This is a genomic window from Neisseria sp. HMSC061H08 (assembly GCF_001836795.1).
Taxonomy (GTDB): domain Bacteria; phylum Pseudomonadota; class Gammaproteobacteria; order Burkholderiales; family Neisseriaceae; genus Neisseria; species Neisseria subflava_A.
Window position 1 is genome coordinate 36,670 of record NZ_KV830580.1, and the last position, 17,261, is coordinate 53,930.

Here is a 17,261-nt window from a genome sequence, read left to right on the forward strand (position 1 = left end):
CATAGCCAATTTGAGTGATGAACGGTAGCGCAGCGACAATAAGGCTTATCGAATCAGATCAGCAAATGGAATCCATTTCGACAAAAAAGGCCGTCTGAAACCATTTCATGTTTCAGACGGCCTTTTCATTTTGGTTTTAAATCAAAACTTCATTATTCTGCAGTAGCCGGTTTGGCCGTAGTTTTAATGGTTAAGGTCAACGCGGCGGCGATGGCCAGGGAAACACCGGCAAAAGTCATCGCGTTGGCAGGGTTTGAACCCAAGAAAGTTCTGTACACCCAGCCGAAAGACACGGTTTCAATCAGCATTGGAATCACAATCATCATGTTCACAATACCCATGTACACGCCGTAACGTTCTTTCGGAATAGAACCGACCACAATCATAAACGGCACGCCCATCATACTTGCCCAGCCGACACCGAAACCAATCATCGGCGCAAACATCAGGTATTTGTTGCCGATGTGCGGAATGGTAAGCAAAGCCAGCGCGGCAAGGGTTACGGCAAAGGCGTGAACATATTTGGCGGCGTATTTGCGTGCCATCCACATCAGGCCGAAGGCGGAGATAAAGGTTACAACGTTGTAGAAACCGTTTACCAAACCGGTCCATGCAACCGCTTGACTATACGCTTCGGTATTTTCAACAGTCGAATCCCAAACGGATTGAACGATACTGTGGGAAATATATTGCCAGTAGATAAAGAGCGCGTACCATTGGAAGAGATACACCAAAGCCAGTTGCCACAGGGCAGTCGGCATTTCGCGTACAGCAACGATAATATCTTTAACAGCATGAGCAGGACCGCTTGGTTGCGCTTTAATGGCCGCCATTTCCTCAGGACTAGGCTCATGTTCAGGTGTCGATAACACAGTAACCAAGACCGAACCGATAGAGCAAACTGCACCAATATAGAAGGAACCAAATACCCAATACGGAATACCCGCTTCAGAAGTCTGTTGCAACCAGCCGATTTGCTGGAAGATGTAGAGGGAAACGTTGGCCAGTGTAATACCCAAACCGGTAAACACAGACTGCATCAAGAAACCGGTAGACTGTTGATGTTCAGGAACGGTATCAGCAATAAAGGCACGGAAAGGTTCCATCGCGGTATTGTTACTGACATCCAAGAGCCACAGCAACAATACGGCCACCCACAAGGCGGTAACGTGCGGATAGATAAAGAGGCAGAGGCTGCAACCGATGGCGCCAATCAAGAAATACGGGCGGCGGCGGCCTAATCCCGGTACCCAAGTGCGGTCACTCATCGCACCAATCATCGGCTGCACCAACAAACCGGTAATCGGGCCTGCCATATTCAAAATCGGCAACTGGCTCGGGTCAGCATGAAGGAAGCTGAAAATCGGATTAATCGCAGTTTGCTGCAACCCGAAGCTATATTGAATACCGAAGAAACCGAAGTTCATCAGCATAATCTGGCGAAGTGTCATCGCCACTTGTGGGGAGATTTTCATAGGAAGGCTACTCCTGGGTAATAAACTATGGAAACAACAAACTCCAATTTCAGCGGTATGACGCTTTTATTGTATTTGGGCTGCCCTTTTGACTGAGGCAACTCCGTTTTCAGACGGCCTTTATTTTGACCGTTTGCATGATTCTTATTTTGATGTGTGTTTGTGTTGTTTAAAGCTTATTTTCAGGCCGTCTGAAACTATTTATTAATCACAGACTGACGCCAGATGGTTTCCCCAACGACCTTGATAGGCTGAACCGCACCGGTCGGGTGTTCAATGTGTTGAAACAGCAAATCAGCCGCCATCGCGCCCATGCGCAAATAGGGCAACTCAGTACTGGTCAACGGCGGAAACAGCGTTTCCGCAATCGCGCTGTGGTTATCATAGCCGGCAACCGAAACTTGCTCGGGAACCCGCACGCCGCGCGTCCTCAAAATCCCGTACACGCGCACTGCCATTTCATCGTTACCGCAGCAAATGACCGTCGGTGGAAGTGGCAAAGACAGCAGCTTCAAAATAGCCGAAATCAAAGACCCGCTGTCGTTACTGAAGTCAGGGTAACCAGTTTGTACCAAATCAGGATCGAAAACAATATCCGCATCAGCCAAAGCACGGCGGTATCCGGCCAATCTCAATCTCGTCGCTTCCACGCCCGGTTGCAAAGTCACATAAGCAATCCGTTTGTGTCCGCTTTGGCTAATCCGGCGCACCAAGCCATACTGCCCTGCTTCATCGTCCGGCAAAACTGCAGGCGTACCCACCGAATCAAAGCAGTTGACCAACACCATCGGGCAACGGTTGGGTACTTCCGGCAGCAATACTTCCTGATGGAAACCTGCCACATATAAAATCCCCTCGGCACGATGCTCCATAAAGGTACGGATCAGTGGTTCCATCTGACCGGGCTGACCCGGCTTATTGTCGATGTCGGCAATCATCAAAATCTTGCCTTGTGCGCGAATCTGCTGCTGAATGCCCTTAATCAAGAACATATCCGGTATACCGTGTCCGCCCGTATTTTCACCTGTCCGCGAAATGGCGCCAGTAATCAGACCGACCAATCCGGAACGGTGTGACCGCATAATCCGCGCTGCAGAAGACGGGATATAGCCCAAAGCAGCAATCGCTGTTTCTACTTTGGAACGGGTTTTATCACTGACCGGCGCATCGCCGTTAATCACCCGGCTGACCGTCTTTGGAGATACCCCGGCATAAGCAGCGACATCATAAATTGTAGCCATCTTACGGACCCGCCCGACAAGATTTCAATAATGTTACATAGGATAGCACAGCAGACATCGGTGTCATACCCCCTTTTTTACAGAAACTTGATGATAATCAACCGTTTCTTTTGCATTTTGCATACCTTTCTTAAACAAGACCGCCCCTACCACCTCCCAAAAATTGTCCAAATTTGTTAAACTACAAACAACTATAAAAAGCAGAAAATAGATACCCTGCTTGTTTACCGTTACATACTAAGGAAACGAGATGACCGCATACTCAGACGCATGGCAAGCCTTGGAAGCCCATCATGCCGATACGCAACACGTTACCCTGCGCGAACGTTTCGCTGCAGATGCCGAACGTTTCAACAATATGCACGAAATTCTGTACGGTTTGTTATTTGATTACAGCAAAAACCGCCTAGATGAAAACACCCTTGATTTATTGTGCCAACTGGCCGAAGCGGCCGATTTGCCACAATATATGCAGGCCATGAGCAGCGGTGAAAAAATCAACACCAGCGAACACCGCGCTGTCCTCCACACCGCCCTGCGCCTGCCTGCCAATGCCAAACCTGTTTACGTCGACGGCGAAAACATCGTATCCAAAGTTCATCACGAACTCAACCGCACCCTCGAGTTCGCACGCCAACTTTTGGACGGCACCCACGCAGGCATTACCGGCAAACCCATTACCGACTTGGTTCACATCGGCATCGGCGGCTCCGATTTAGGCCCGCGCATGGCCACACAGGCGCTGCAACCCTATTGGCAAAACATCCGCGTCCACTTTGTCAGCAACTCCGATGATGCCGACCTGACCCAAACCCTTCTCGGCCTCAATCCCGAGACCACCGTATTCAGCATTGCCAGCAAATCGTTCCGCACACCGGAGACCCTGCTCAATGCCTACGCCGCGCGTACTTGGTACCGCGATGCAGGGTTGCCCGATTCCGGCATCTACCGCCACTTCTGCGCCATTTCCGCCGATGTGGCCGCCGCCCAAAACTTCGGTATCTCCCCCGACAAAGTCTTCGCCATGTCCGACTGGGTCGGCGGCCGCTATTCCGTCTGGTCGCCCATCGGCCTGCCTCTGATGGTTGCCGTCGGCGAAAAAGCATTCCGCAAAATGCTGGCCGGCGCACACGCTATGGACACCCATTTCTTCGAGACACCATTCCGCCGCAACATTCCCGTCCTGATGGCGCTCATCAACGTTTGGTACAACAACTTCCAACATTCAGACGGCCAAACCGTTGTCCCATACAGCCACAACATGCGCCTCTTCACCCCGTGGCTCAACCAGCTCGATATGGAAAGCCTCGGCAAACAGCGTACTTCAGACGGCCAACCCGTTTCCTGCACCACCGGCGGCATTGTCTTCGGCGACGAAGGCGTCAACTGCCAACACGCCTACTTCCAGCTTCTGCACCAAGGCACGCGTCTGATTCCCGTCGATTTCATCGTCCCCATGACCACAATCTACGGCAACCACCGCCAACACCGCTTTACCGTTGCCAATGCCTTCGCCCAAGCCGAAGCGCTGATGAAAGGCAAAACCTTAGACGAAGTGCAAATCGAATTGACCATCCTACCCCAAGACGAACGCGACCGCCTTGCACCGCAAAAAGAATTCCCCGGCAACCGTCCGAGCAACAGCCTGCTCATCGACAGCCTGACACCGTTCAACCTCGGCATGCTGATGGCTGCTTACGAACATCGTACTTTCGTTCAAGGCGTGATTTGGCGTATCAACCCCTTCGACCAATGGGGCGTGGAATACGGTAAAGAGCTGGCCAAAACCATCGAACCCGAACTCGAACGCGGCACGCCTGCACACGACAGCTCCACCAACGGTCTGATCGCCTTCTACCGCAACTGCAACGCAGCATCGAAGGCCATCTGAAAATAAAATATCCGTAAAACAAACATATCTGCCTGTCTTACGGGCATTTCAAAACCTAATCGGCGGTAAGAATGAACCGTTAAAGCACCGCACTTTTAGACAAAAGTAGCTAGATTTTGATATAAAAAAAGGCTAAATCGATAATGACTTAGCCTTTTTCATCAGACTTGATTAGTTGTTTGTTGTTAATGCGCCTAAATCTTTATCAACTAAGAACAAACCTTTACCATCTTCACCAAGAAGATTTAATTTATCCAAAATTCCACTGAATAATTTTTCTTCTTCATGTTGTTCAGCCACATACCATTGTAAGAAGTTAAAGGCAGAGTAGTCTTTCTCTTCAAAAGTTCTACCAACTAATTCATTGATTTTAGAGGTAATTAACTTTTCATGTTCATAAGTTAATTCAAGTACTTGCTTCAATGATGAAAATTGATGAGGTGGTTCATCAATTTGTGTGATGATAGCCAATGCGCCGGTCTCATTTAAATAAGTGAAGAGTTTACGCATATGCTGCATTTCCTCAGCCGCATGCTCTGATAAAAATTTTGCAGCTCCTTCGAAACCTTGTTGTTCGCACCAGGCGCTCATTTGTAAATATAAGTTAGAAGAATAAAACTCTAAATTCATTTGATCATTTAATAGTTTAATCACGCTATTTGATAACATTTTATTTCTCCTATTCTTATAAAGTTTTTAATTCACGATCAATGTAGTAGAGCGCTGTACCACTTTCACCAAGAAGTTTGAATTTATCAACAATACTGTTAAATAATTTTTCTTCTTCATGCTGTTCAGCTACATACCATTGTAAGAAGTTAAAAGTAGAGTAATCCTTTTCTGCAAAAGTACTCTCAACTAACTCATTAATTTTAGATGTCACTAGTTTTTCGTGTTCAAGTGTTGTTTCAAAAACTTCTTTTAATGAAGCGTAATCGTGTTTAGGGGCGTCAATTTTACCTAACAAAGGCATTCCACTGGTTTCGCTCACATAAGTAAACAACTTTTGCATATGTTCCAATTCTTCATCGGCATGACGAAGTAAAAATGCTGCAGCGCCTTCATAACCATGTTTATGGCACCATGCACTCATTTGCAAATAGACATTTGATGAATACAACTCGAGATTAATTTGTTCGTTTAATTTTGCTGTAATTGACTTACTTAGCATAACTAACTCCTTTTCTTAATGCGATTAATAGATGTATCACAATACAAAATTTGTATTTGCGGATGAATTTTACTCATTTTATTGAGAATAGTCAATTTTATTTTATCATTTTTTATTGTAACCCATTAATTTAAAAGGATTTTATAAATAAATCATTCTCATTTGGTTCCATTTAATGAAATGAGTTATCAATATCGCCTTTGCCTAAATTCTCTAGAGAAATGATGAGGTGTTGGAAGGAGAATCGTAGATTTCCAAAGTTTTTTGCTCTCACTTATCAACTCCAAAATACTGGATAAATAGAAAACATGAAAATTCAATGTTTTTTATAGAATTACGCATCAAAGCGATATAGTTTCAAAGTAGGTTATCCTTAATATTTGAATGTGACAATTACCATTTATTATTTAACATAATATACATATTGTTGAAAAATCTACTGGTTAACTTCAATCAGGGAAAGCATGAAGAAGTTAGGAAGTTGGTTGGAAAGTTGATTAGGGTAGATTTTATTCAAATGAAAGACTAGGCTATGAAATCAAAATTTGTGTATAAGTTACTGGTAATTTCAAAGTACCTGTACATTTTAATTTGTATATCAATACCAATCGTTTTTATTTATGAAAGCTACCAAGGAGATAATGTTGATTTTATGATTTATATTCATGCTTTTATTATTTTTTCCATATTGGGTGTATTGACTCAATATTCTACATCTAATTTTTTTGAAAAGGAAAAATAACATGATTGAACTATCCATTGAGGATCTGGAACTAATTTATGGAGGAGGCTTAGGAGAGAGAATCCTTCAAGGAGGAGCAAATGGTGCATAAATAGGAGGATCAATTGGTGCAGGTATTGGTCTGGGTGTCGGTATAGCTTTTGGCAGTATTCCTGCCGGACCAGCTATTATGGTCGGTGGCACAATTGGTGCTGCTATTGGTGCTGCAACTGGTATGGGTGTTGCAGCATATGAGTATTACCAAGAAACTCAGCCTAAAGGGACAGTAACGGTCGGTCCGATTTCTGCTTTTGCTGTGGACAAATCAGGAAACGGCTACACTGACGGCACAAATTACCACTGATATTTCTCATCGTTCAAACGATCTCTAGGGGTCGTCTGAAACTTTCTTAACTTCAATTTTATGAATACACCCAAGCAACCCTTCTTCCGTCCTGAAGTCTCCGTTGCCCGCCAAACCAGTTGTTCCAACAAAAGGCCGTCTGAAACTTTATCCATTCAGTTTCAGACGGCCTTTTGTTATTCTATAAAAATAACAGAAGTTCATTCGCCATATCACTCATCTTTGCTACAATATCCCTTTTATTTTTTATTGATTCCAATATGACAACCGCACCCCAACCCAGCACTTGGCGCAAGATTTTTTCGCGCAAAATGCTGATCTGCATTTTCACAGGCTTCACTTCGGGGTTGCCGCTTTATTTTCTGATCAACCTGATTCCAGCATGGTTGCGCAGCGAACATGTTGATTTGAAAACCATCGGCCTGATGGCACTTATCGGGCTGCCTTTCACTTGGAAATTTATCTGGTCTCCCGTCATTGATTTGGTCAGATTACCTTTTTTAGGACGGCGACGCGGTTGGATGCTGGTTACGCAAATTGGTTTGCTGCTGACCTTGCTCATTTACGCCTTCCTAAATCCTGCTCAGCATTTATATGTAATTATGGGCTTATCGTTGGTGGTCGCCTTTTTCTCTGCCAGCCAAGATATTGTATTGGATGCATTTCGACGCGAAATTTTGTCAGATGAAGAATTAGGCTTGGGCAACTCCATCCACGTCAATGCCTACCGTATCGCTGCTTTGGTACCCGGTTCGCTCAGCTTGATCTTGGCCGACTTGATGCCTTGGCACAACGTATTCATCATTACTGCACTATTTATGCTGCCCGGTCTGCTGATGACCCTGTTTTTAGCTAAAGAGCCTGACATTCCACCATCTGTGTCGCGTACATTTGCCCAAACAGTCTCTGACCCTTTCAGTGAGTTCTTCTCCCGCAAAGGAATCAAACAAGCCATCTTGGTATTGCTGTTTATCTTTCTCTACAAACTGGGCGACAGCATGGCCACTTCTTTGGCTACACCGTTTTATCTGGACATGGGCTTCAGCAAAACCGATATCGGCCTGATTGCCAAAAATGCCGGTTTATGGCCTGCTGTCATTGCCGGTATTGTAGGCGGTATTTGGATGATAAAGCTCGGCATCAATAGAGCTTTGTGGATTTTCGGCGTGGCGCAATGGGTTACTATTCTAGGCTTTGCTTGGTTGGCAAATTTTGGCAAATTCGAAGCCATCACCCTGACGGAACAAATGATGCTTGCGGCCGTGATTGGTGCAGAAGCAGCGGGCGTAGGTCTGGGTACAGCAGCATTTGTTGCCTATATGGCTCGTGAAACCAATCCTGCATTTACAGCCACACAATTAGCCCTCTTTACCAGCCTTTCCGCTGTACCACGTACATTTATCAACGCCTCTGCAGGTTATCTGATTGAAGCGATGGGTTACTTCAATTTCTACTGGCTATGTTTCGCTTTGGGCATACCCGGTATGTTATTGCTGTTTAAAGTGGCACCGTGGAATGGCGAAAAAGTGAGTAACTAGATTGCCAGTCTAAAACTTCTAGTAAAACAAAAGGCCGTCTGAATATTCAGACGGCCTTTATCATACAAAAACTTTATTCTGCTTCAGGTTTGACAGTGCTGCGGACATCGCCGCTTTTTTCTTTATGTTTCAAAACAGCGCGGTCGAGTTTGTCCATCAAAACATCAATCGCGGCGTACATATCCTGTTCAATCGCTTCAACGTGCAAATCTTTGCCTGCCAGATGCGCATCGGCTTCGGCTTTCTGGCTGACTTTTTCCACCGAGAGCGTGATGGTCACGGAGATGATGTTGTCGGCGTGGCGATTGATTCGTGCCAACTTGTCAGAAACATAGTTTTTGATGGCTTCGGTAACATCAAAATTCAGACCGGTGATTTTCAGATTCATGATACAGCTCCTTCGGTTGATTAGTCCGTCAAAACGGATCGGAATATATCTACTCGGTAAATTTTCGCTTGTGTGCCGGTGGTATGTCTAATGATTCTCTATATTTTGCAACTGTACGTCTGGCGATTTCAATGCCGCGTTGTTTTAATAATTTGACGAGGGTCTCGTCCGAATAAGGTTTGCTGCTGTCTTCACTTTCAATCAACTGGCTTAATACGGCTTTGATTGCGCCTTGGCTGAACCCTTCGCCGTCATCGTCGGCATTGACTGCCTGTGTGAAGAAATAGCGTAACGCAAACAGGCCGCGTGGGCAAGACAAATATTTCTGATTGGCGGCGCGCGAGATGGTACTTTCCGCCAAACCCAATTCGGCGGCGGCATCCTTCATCAGCATGGGCGACAGGCCGATTTCGCCGAAGATGAAAAAATCTTCCTGATTTTTGACGATATACTCGGCAAGGCGGAGGACCGTGCTTTTACGCAGCTCCAAAGAATCAATGCGCTGCTTGGCTTCGCTGATTTTTTCCTTCCACTCCGGTGCGCCCTCTTCCGCTGATTTCATCAGGTCGCAATATTCCTGATTGAGCTGCAGCTTCGGCCAAGCCGCCTCGTTGCTGATGACTTCCCAGCCGTCCTTGCCCTCTTTGACCCAAACGTCAGGCTGAATATAAGGTGTAGGCGTGGCAGAGGCGAAACCGTAGGCCGGATAGGGATTGAGCTCGGCAATCATATCGAGCGCGGCTTCTATGGTTTCGCTGTCGGTATCGGGATAGAGTTTGCGGAAACGCAGAACGTTTTGTTTGCGGTTTTTGCCTAACTCTTGAAGCGAACTTTGCACCAAATGCGCGGCCATTTGTCGGGCAGGAGAAGCCGGCAAACGCATTAACTGCAACATGAGCGACTCGGTCAAATCGGCAGCCGCCACGCCTGGCGGATCAAAGGTTTGCAATACATCCAGCGCATTTTGTAGGGCTTCTTCGTCTAGCATCCAATCCAACGGCGTGTGGTCGATGATTTCTTCGAGGCTGTCGGTGAGGTAGCCTTGTTCATCCAAAAAATCAATCAAAACGTGAACATAGGCCGCTTCCACTTGCGAGAGCGGATGCTCGCACACTTGGGCATGCAAATAGTGTTTGAGATCCTCTTCTTCGGCGATGTTGCTCCAAATATCTTCGGCATCGTCACCACTCAACTGCTGACCTGCGCGCGGCATGGTGACGGCACGGTTGAGCCCGCTATCGGCAAACTCATCGCTTTCCGGACGCTCAAGCAGAGGATTGTCCGACAACCAGTCTTCCACTTCGCGCTCAAGCTCAAGACCCGACATCTGCAAGATGCGCAGAGACTGTTGCAGCCGCTGGTTGAGCTGCTGGGTCTGTTTGAGTTTAAGGACGAGTGAAGACATAGTGTTTGATTCGAAGTGTATGGATAGTTTTTCAGACGGCCTTTGTACGGAGGGCCGTCTGAAAAACTAGGTTATAGGTATTATATTTGTATTCTTAGTAATTATTTCAATATTTACAGATACCCTCAATTGAAATGAGAGCCTCGTGTGAAACCGGTTTTACGATTACCGTCAAATATGCATTCAATATTTGAAATTTTCACCCAAGTAAACCGAACGGACCTGTTCATTGTTGACCAAGTCGTCCGGCTTACCTGAAGCCAATACGGTACCGTCGCTGATGATGTAGGCACGGTCGCAGATGCTGAGGGTTTCGCGCACGTTGTGGTCGGTAATCAATACGCCAATACCGCGTGATTTGAGGAACTCGATGATTTTCTGAATATCGATGACGGCAATCGGGTCAACGCCGGCAAAAGGTTCGTCCAACAAAATGAAACGCGGCTGCATGGCCAGCACGCGTGCGATTTCGACACGGCGGCGTTCGCCACCGGACAAAGATGGCGCAGGGTTGTTGCGCAGGCGCTCGATATTCAAATCTGCCAACAGTTTTTCCAGTTCGGCATCGATGCGGCTTTTGTCCTTTATGCTGATTTCCAAAATGGCGCGGATATTTTGTTCCACGGTCATTTTGCGGAAAATCGAGGCTTCCTGCGGCAGATAGCCGACGCCGAGGCGGGCGCGCTCGTGAATGGGCAGGTGGCGCAACTCTTGTCCGTCCAGCATCACGCTGCCTGCATCGGCGGCAATCAGGCCGACAATCATGTAAAAGCTGGTGGTCTTACCCGCGCCGTTGGGACCGAGCAGGCCGATGACTTCGCCGCTTTCGATTTCAAGGGAGAAGCTTTTGACGACTTGGCGTTTTTTGAAACTTTTTTGCAGGTTTTGAACCACAAGACGGCTGTTGTTTGCGCTCATATTCTGTTGACTTTCGATATTGACCTCAGGCCGTCTGAACCTTTTTCAGACGGCCTTTTTGTGTGTTTTCTTATTTGTTTTTCTGCGTGCTGGACGGCTGGATGACAACGCTGACGCGGCCGGATTTGGCGGCGGATTTCACACCGGATTTGGCGCTGCCGTTGATGGTGTAAACCTCGGTTTTGGTGTTGTAGGTAATGACCGCACCTTCGGCCACATCGCCGCCGCGCTGTACTTTGGCATTACCGGTCAGGGTAACCAGACTGGCTGCGGAAGAATACGTGACGGTATTGGCTTGGCCGTTGACCACGCCTTTGCCGCCGTCCAACTCTTGGCTGAATTTGACGGGCGAGCCGGTGGCTTTCATCAACTGCTCGCTTTTGTCGTTGCGCGAAACGGTCACGCTGCCGGCACGGATATTGAGCGTGCCTTGTTTGATGATGACGTTGCCGGAAAAAGTGGTGCTTTGGTTGTTTTGGTCAAGCGAGCCTTGGTCGGCTTCGATTTGAATCGGCTGCTTGCTGTCGCTTTGCAGGGCAAAGGCCGGGCTGGCGGCAAAAACGGCAACAAGGGCTAAGGTTTTACAAATTTTTTGTATCATAAATTGTGGCTTTCACTTTGGAAGGGAAATTCAGCAAACCGGTTTTGTGGTCATAAGTCATGCCGTTTGCCTGACCGCCGGACTGTCCGTATTGGAAAGTAACGGGGCTGTCGGTATGGGCGTATTGCGCTTCGGTATCGACATTCAAACGTTCGGTTTTGACGATGCCGGCCAAACGCTTGGCATCTGCCGCTTTGTTTAAGACAACATTTTGTTCAAAAACGACTTTTTTGTTTTGAATATTGTACACAGCCTTGTCGCTGCCGACTTCGTACAACAGGCTGCCATCGCGGTAAAACGAAAGATGCGGTTTGTCCAAATGCACGTCCGCGCTATTGGGATATTGAACGGCATCGGCCGCGCTCAGGTTTTCTTTCAGACGGCCTTCTTGGTCAAAACGTTTGCCGTTGATGCCTTTCATCGAATATTGCGGCTCATTCGGATTGAGGACGACTTCTTCGACCTGCACTTCGCTGATGCGACCGAGCCACGCCGCCAGTGCGCCGAGTGAAACGGCCAACACCAGCGGAAAGGCGATTCCGTAACGCCATCTGATTTTCATCGTACATACTCTTTCAAAGCAGGTTCAAGCGTACCTTGCGCCTGCATAATCAAATCGCACACTTCACGCACCGCGCCTGCGCCGCCGGAACGTCGGGTTACATAATGGGCGTATTGCAAAGTAAACCAATGCGCCTCGGGGACGGCAACCGCCAATCCGCAACGCACCATCACGGGCAAATCGACAACATCGTCGCCGACAAAGGCGCACTCATGCTCCTCCACGCCGGCCTGTTCGCGCAATTGGGCGTAGACGGCACGTTTGTCGTGAATACCTTTGAAGTAATAGTTGATACCGAGCTGCTTCACGCGGATACCGACGGAAGGCGCATCGCGGCCGGTAATAATCGCCGTTTGCACGCCGTTGTTCTGAAGCATTTTCAAACCGTGTCCGTCCAAAGTGTGGAACGATTTGATTTCTTCGCCGTTGTCGCGAATAAAAATGCGGCCGTCGGTCAAAACGCCGTCCACATCCAGTATCAGCAGTTTGATACCTAAAGCGCGTTGTTGCAGGTCGGAAGAGAGGTTTTGCATAAGGTTTCCTTATTTCAGACGGCCTATTCTAGCATAAGGCCGTCTGAAAACGTTTTTGCCGTCGTTTCAGACAATTCGTGCCATCAATAAATCATGCATGTTCAAAGCACCAATCAGCACGCCGTTTTCTTCGACCACCAACAAACCGTTCACATGGCTGCTTTGCATGGCTTTCAAAGCTTCAGTGGCGAGGCGGTCGGCGGAGATGGTTTTCGGCGAAGCGTGCATGATGTCGTCCACTTTCAAACCGGCAAAGCTGTCGCGTTCTTGAAACAGACGGCGCAAGTCGCCATCGGTAAATACGCCTTTCAGACGGCCTTCGGCATCGGTTACTGCCAACATGCCCAAGCCTTTTTCACTCATGCGGACAATGGCCTCTTTCAACGGCGTGCCCAACAAAACGGCAGGCAGGGCTTCGTCTTTGTGCATAATATCCGCCACACGCAGCAGCAGGCGTTTGCCCAAGCTGCCGGCCGGATGGCTTAAAGCAAAATCGTCGGGCGTGAACGCGCGTGCACGCAGCAATACCACTGCCAGCGCATCGCCCAATGCCATCACGGCGGTCGTACTGGAAGTCGGCGCAAGGCCGAGCGGGCAGGCTTCTTTGGAAACCGCCGCGGTAATATGGATATCGGCATGACGCGCCATGGTCGAAGTCGGATGGGCAGTGATGCAGATAAGCGTGATGTTTTTGCGTTTCAACGCCGGAATAATCGCCGCAATTTCATCGCTTTCACCGGAATTAGAAATGGCAACCACGACATCGTGGTCCACAATCATGCCCAAATCGCCGTGCGCTGCTTCGGCAGGATGGACGAAAAACGCAGGCGTGCCTGTCGAAGCCATGGTCGCCGCCATTTTGCGGCCGATGTGTCCAGACTTGCCCATGCCGGTAATGACCACCCTGCCCTTGCAATGCAACAACGCTTCCGCCGCACGGACAAAATCATGGTTCAAAGCCGCCGCAATTTCACGCAAACCTTCGGCTTCCGTATCCAATACATCGCGCGCCCAGTCGAGATAAAGTGTGTTTTCCGCCATCAAAGCCACCTTTCGTGCTTGAATTTAGGTTTGTTTTGCCCAAATTAATCGGCTGTAAACTGTTCAAATTCATCGAATCGGCGTAGCATTACCGCCACTTCACAAACAAACCTATTATGTAAAAGGAATCAGAGATGACTATTTTATCGGACGTTAAAGCATTAGGACAACAAATCTGGTTGGACAATCTCTCCCGTTCGCTGGTACAAAGCGGCGAATTGGCCGAAATGCTGAAACAAGGTGTATGTGGCGTAACTTCCAATCCCGCCATTTTCCAAAAAGCCTTTGCCGGAGACGCCCTGTACGCCGACGAAGTAGCCGCGCTCAAACAACAAGACCTGACCCCGAAACAACGCTACGAAACTATGGCGGTTGCCGACGTACAAGCCGCCTGCGACGTGTGCCTTGCCGAACATGAATCCACCGGCGGCAAAACCGGCTTCGTCAGCCTCGAAGTTTCGCCCGAATTATCCAAAGACGCGCAAGGTACGGTTGAAGAAGCGCGCCGCCTCCACGCCGCCATCGGCCGTAAAAATGCCATGATTAAAGTACCGGCAACCGACGAAGGCATCGAAGCGCTTGAAACCCTCGTTTCAGACGGCATCAGCGTCAACCTGACCCTGCTCTTCTCCCGTGCCCAAACCCTCAAAGCCTATGCGGCCTACGCGCGCGGCATTGCCAAACGTTTGGAAGCGGGACACGACGTTTCCCATATCCAAGTTGTCGCCAGCTTCTTTATTTCCCGTGTCGATGCCGCATTGGACGCTACCCTGCCCGACCACCTCAAAGGCAAAGTCGCCATTGCGCTGGCCAAAGCCGCCTATCAAGATTGGGCGCAATACTTCGGCAGCAGCGAATTTGCCGCACTTGCCGAAAAAGGTGCCAACCGCGTACAACTTTTGTGGGCATCCACCGGCGTGAAAAACCCTGCCTATCCTGACACTTTGTACGTTGACAGCCTGATTGGCGCCCATACCGTCAACACCGTTCCCGATGCGACACTCAAAGCCTTTATCGACCACGGCACCGCCCAAGCCACATTGACCGAAGGTACGGACGAAGCCCAAGCGCAGCTTGCCGAAACCGCCAAGCTCGGCATTGATGTCGAAACCTTGGCAACGCGTTTGCAGGAAGACGGTTTGAAACAATTTGAAGACGCTTTCGCCAAACTGCTGGCTCCCTTGGCTTAAGCAGATTAAACAGACGGCCGATTGAAACTTAAATCATTTTGAAAAGTCTCAGGCCGTCTGAAACCCAAATTCGGGCGTGTACGGCACGCCCTTTTCTATCACGATTTAAATACCGTGCAGGCATACCGCCCCTGCCCTACACAAACACCCTGCCATGTATATAGGACGTTTCGCCCCCAGCCCTACCGGCCTGCTTCATATCGGCTCCCTGCTGACCGCCGTCGCCTCCTATGCCGACGCGCGCGTTCATCAGGGCAAATGGCTGGTCCGCATTGAAGACCTTGACCCCCCACGCGAAATGCCCGGCGCCGCTGCCGACATTTTGCGCACGCTTGAAGCTTTCGGCTTTGAGTGGGACGGTGAAGTCGCCTATCAAAGCCGCCGTTACGGCCTGTATCAAGACACCCTTGACCTCCTCAAAGCAGCCGGGCTGGTGTATCCCTGCTATTGCAGCCGCAAAGACTGGCAGGCGGCGGCAACACATGGCGCAGACGGATTTGTGTATAACGGCCGTTGCCGCAATCCACAGCAAAGACCCGACACGCAAAACAAAACGCCGGCATGGCGCATTCAAGTTCCCGATCGCGTGATCGGTTTTTCAGACGGCATTGTCGGACATTACGCACAAAATCTGGCACACGATATCGGCGATTTTGTCCTGCTTCGCGCCGACGGCTATTGGGCCTATCAGCTTGCCGTGGTTACCGACGATGCCGATCAAGGCATAACGCATATTGTCCGCGGTCAGGACTTGCTCGTTTCCACGCCGCGCCAAATCTATCTGCAACAATGCCTCGGCGTTCCCACGCCGTCCTACGCCCACCTGCCGCTATTGACCAACAGCCAAGGGCAAAAATGGTCGAAACAAACCCTTGCCCCGGCTTTAGATTTGAATCAAAAAGAACAACTCCTCCGCCAAGTCCTAACCTACCTCAACCTACCCAATGCACCCGCCGTAAACCGTCCGCAAGAATTACTCGATTGGGTGGTAGCGCACTGGCAAATGGACAAAATCCCAAAATCGTCCATTATCACGGACTGAATTAGCGCAATTACAACAAAATTACTCTAGGTATTACAATATTTCATAAAATTATGTAAGTAATCTTCCGATTCATCCCAAACCATGCCCAAGAAGCGAAAAATCATGTATATTTCAAAAATTTCCTAAAATTGTCACAAACTGATAATTTCAAGGTTGCAACAACATACGGCTGGCGCGTTATTGAGGATGACAAAGCGCGGCAGATCTCCCACGATACAACAAAAAGAAATACCGCTATGCCAAGTGCCATTATTGTAGAAGACGAAGTATTAGCAGCAGAACGCTTGCGTGTATTATTGGAAGAATGCAATGTCGTACTGCTTAACGTCTTTCACCATGCCATGCCAGCATTGGAATGGCTGAGCGTCCACGAAGTCGACATTGTCTTTGCCGACATCGGCATGCCGGAAATCGACGGTCTCGAGTTTGTCGAACGCATTAAGCGTACCGCCAAACGCCAGCCGGAAATTGTATTTACCACAGCCTACGAAGAACACGCCCTGCGCGCGTTTGAGCTGGCTGCCGCAGACTATCTGCTCAAACCAATCAAAATGACCCGCCTGCAAACCGCGCTTGACCGCATCATCGAGAAAAACCGCGAAAAAGCAGACAGTTTCACCCATTTCAAAGTGTACAACCGCGAGCGCATGGTCGAAATCCCCTGGCAACAGGCGCGTTACCTGATGGCGGAACACAAAACCGTCTATCTGTTTACCGGCGACGGTCAAAGCTTCGAATTACCGAAAACATTGGTTTACTGGGAAGAATTGCTGGGCGACAAAGTCATCCGCATCCACCGCAACGCCCTCGTCTTCCGCCACACCCTCGACAGCCTGATTCGATTGGACGATGACGAAAACGACGAATACGCATCCACATGGGGCGCAAAAATTCTCGATATTCCGACCCCGTTGCCCGTCAGCCGCCGACAACTGTCCACCCTGCGGAAAATCATTAAAAACAGTATCTAAATGTTCTCTTTGACTCACTCTTTTTAAATCAAAGGCCGTCTGAAAATATCTTTTCAGACGGCCTTTTAACTTCTCATTTCAATAACAGAAAGCAGAAAAAAGAAACGACTAAAACCTACCGTTTGGACTTATCCAGGCTTTTAATTTAATCAAACCGTTTTACCCACAAACAAGGTTTTCTATCCACCAATCCAACATCTCTCAAT

The 17,261-nt window shown here is 48.6% G+C and carries 17 protein-coding genes; 6 read left to right on the forward strand and 11 right to left on the reverse strand.

What is annotated here, in order from left to right; translation table 11 throughout:
• Positions 1-152: 152 nt before the first annotated feature.
• On the reverse strand, positions 153-1,475 hold the full coding sequence (locus HMPREF2675_RS08000; RefSeq protein WP_070814661.1) for an MFS transporter: 1,323 nt from the start codon (positions 1,473-1,475) through the stop codon (positions 153-155).
• A 197-nt stretch (positions 1,476-1,672) separates the two neighbouring features.
• The gene (locus HMPREF2675_RS08005) at positions 1,673-2,716 is read right to left on the reverse strand and encodes a LacI family DNA-binding transcriptional regulator (protein WP_070814662.1); all 1,044 of its coding nucleotides are present in this window, start codon (positions 2,714-2,716) and stop codon (positions 1,673-1,675) included.
• Positions 2,717-2,966: 250 nt separating this feature from the next.
• On the opposite strand from HMPREF2675_RS08005, the gene pgi reads away from it, so the two are divergent.
• On the forward strand, positions 2,967-4,607 hold the full coding sequence (gene pgi / locus HMPREF2675_RS08010; protein ID WP_070814663.1) for a glucose-6-phosphate isomerase: 1,641 nt from the start codon (positions 2,967-2,969) through the stop codon (positions 4,605-4,607).
• Positions 4,608-4,778: 171 nt separating this feature from the next.
• Here the strand turns inward: pgi and ftnA (HMPREF2675_RS08015) are convergent, their stop codons facing one another.
• Both ftnA (HMPREF2675_RS08015) and ftnA (HMPREF2675_RS08020) read right to left on the reverse strand, forming a co-directional pair.
• Positions 4,779-5,276: a non-heme ferritin gene (gene ftnA, locus HMPREF2675_RS08015; protein WP_003686798.1), complete on the reverse strand. Its 498-nt coding sequence runs from the start codon at positions 5,274-5,276 to the stop codon at positions 4,779-4,781.
• A 16-nt stretch (positions 5,277-5,292) separates the two neighbouring features.
• Positions 5,293-5,778 (reverse strand): non-heme ferritin, encoded by a 486-nt coding sequence (gene ftnA / locus HMPREF2675_RS08020; protein ID WP_003686837.1) that lies wholly within the window; start codon positions 5,776-5,778, stop codon positions 5,293-5,295.
• A 911-nt stretch (positions 5,779-6,689) separates the two neighbouring features.
• Between ftnA (HMPREF2675_RS08020) and HMPREF2675_RS11615 the strand changes: the two genes are divergently transcribed.
• Positions 6,690-6,863, forward strand: a complete 174-nt coding sequence (locus HMPREF2675_RS11615) for a hypothetical protein (RefSeq protein ID WP_283120588.1) — start codon at positions 6,690-6,692, stop codon at positions 6,861-6,863.
• A gap of 260 nt (positions 6,864-7,123) precedes the next feature.
• The gene (locus HMPREF2675_RS08035; protein ID WP_283120589.1) at positions 7,124-8,401 is read left to right on the forward strand and encodes an AmpG family muropeptide MFS transporter; all 1,278 of its coding nucleotides are present in this window, start codon (positions 7,124-7,126) and stop codon (positions 8,399-8,401) included.
• A gap of 73 nt (positions 8,402-8,474) precedes the next feature.
• Here HMPREF2675_RS08035 and raiA read toward each other — a convergent pair whose 3' ends face one another.
• The 7 genes from raiA to HMPREF2675_RS08070 form a co-directional block, all read right to left on the reverse strand.
• Positions 8,475-8,789 (reverse strand): ribosome hibernation-promoting factor, HPF/YfiA family, encoded by a 315-nt coding sequence (raiA, locus tag HMPREF2675_RS08040; protein ID WP_070585129.1) that lies wholly within the window; start codon positions 8,787-8,789, stop codon positions 8,475-8,477.
• Between the two features lie 49 nt (positions 8,790-8,838).
• The gene (gene rpoN / locus HMPREF2675_RS08045) at positions 8,839-10,194 is read right to left on the reverse strand and encodes an RNA polymerase factor sigma-54 (RefSeq protein ID WP_070585131.1); all 1,356 of its coding nucleotides are present in this window, start codon (positions 10,192-10,194) and stop codon (positions 8,839-8,841) included.
• Positions 10,195-10,377: 183 nt separating this feature from the next.
• Complete coding sequence (gene lptB / locus HMPREF2675_RS08050; protein ID WP_063069323.1) at positions 10,378-11,112, reverse strand: LPS export ABC transporter ATP-binding protein; 735 nt, start codon at positions 11,110-11,112, stop codon at positions 10,378-10,380.
• 70 nt (positions 11,113-11,182) lie between these two features.
• The gene (lptA, locus tag HMPREF2675_RS08055) at positions 11,183-11,713 is read right to left on the reverse strand and encodes a lipopolysaccharide transport periplasmic protein LptA (protein WP_049328829.1); all 531 of its coding nucleotides are present in this window, start codon (positions 11,711-11,713) and stop codon (positions 11,183-11,185) included.
• A complete protein-coding gene (gene lptC, locus HMPREF2675_RS08060; RefSeq protein WP_003748335.1) occupies positions 11,694-12,275 on the reverse strand; it encodes an LPS export ABC transporter periplasmic protein LptC in 582 nt (193 codons plus the stop codon). The genes lptA and lptC overlap by 20 nt, the downstream gene beginning before the upstream one ends.
• On the reverse strand, positions 12,272-12,808 hold the full coding sequence (locus HMPREF2675_RS08065; protein ID WP_070814664.1) for a KdsC family phosphatase: 537 nt from the start codon (positions 12,806-12,808) through the stop codon (positions 12,272-12,274). The genes lptC and HMPREF2675_RS08065 overlap by 4 nt, the downstream gene beginning before the upstream one ends.
• A 66-nt stretch (positions 12,809-12,874) precedes the next feature.
• The gene (locus HMPREF2675_RS08070) at positions 12,875-13,849 is read right to left on the reverse strand and encodes a KpsF/GutQ family sugar-phosphate isomerase (protein WP_070814665.1); all 975 of its coding nucleotides are present in this window, start codon (positions 13,847-13,849) and stop codon (positions 12,875-12,877) included.
• A gap of 134 nt (positions 13,850-13,983) precedes the next feature.
• Between HMPREF2675_RS08070 and tal the strand changes: the two genes are divergently transcribed.
• The 3 genes from tal (at position 13,984) to HMPREF2675_RS08085 (ending at position 17,055) form a co-directional block, all read left to right on the forward strand.
• Complete coding sequence (gene tal, locus HMPREF2675_RS08075; protein ID WP_070814666.1) at positions 13,984-15,039, forward strand: transaldolase; 1,056 nt, start codon at positions 13,984-13,986, stop codon at positions 15,037-15,039.
• A 154-nt stretch (positions 15,040-15,193) separates the two neighbouring features.
• Positions 15,194-16,081 carry a tRNA glutamyl-Q(34) synthetase GluQRS gene (gene gluQRS, locus HMPREF2675_RS08080; RefSeq protein ID WP_070814667.1) on the forward strand — a complete coding sequence of 296 codons (888 nt, stop codon included), beginning with the start codon at positions 15,194-15,196 and terminating at the stop codon, positions 16,079-16,081.
• A gap of 239 nt (positions 16,082-16,320) precedes the next feature.
• Complete coding sequence (locus HMPREF2675_RS08085) at positions 16,321-17,055, forward strand: LytR/AlgR family response regulator transcription factor (RefSeq protein WP_049348785.1); 735 nt, start codon at positions 16,321-16,323, stop codon at positions 17,053-17,055.
• Positions 17,056-17,261 lie beyond the last annotated feature (206 nt).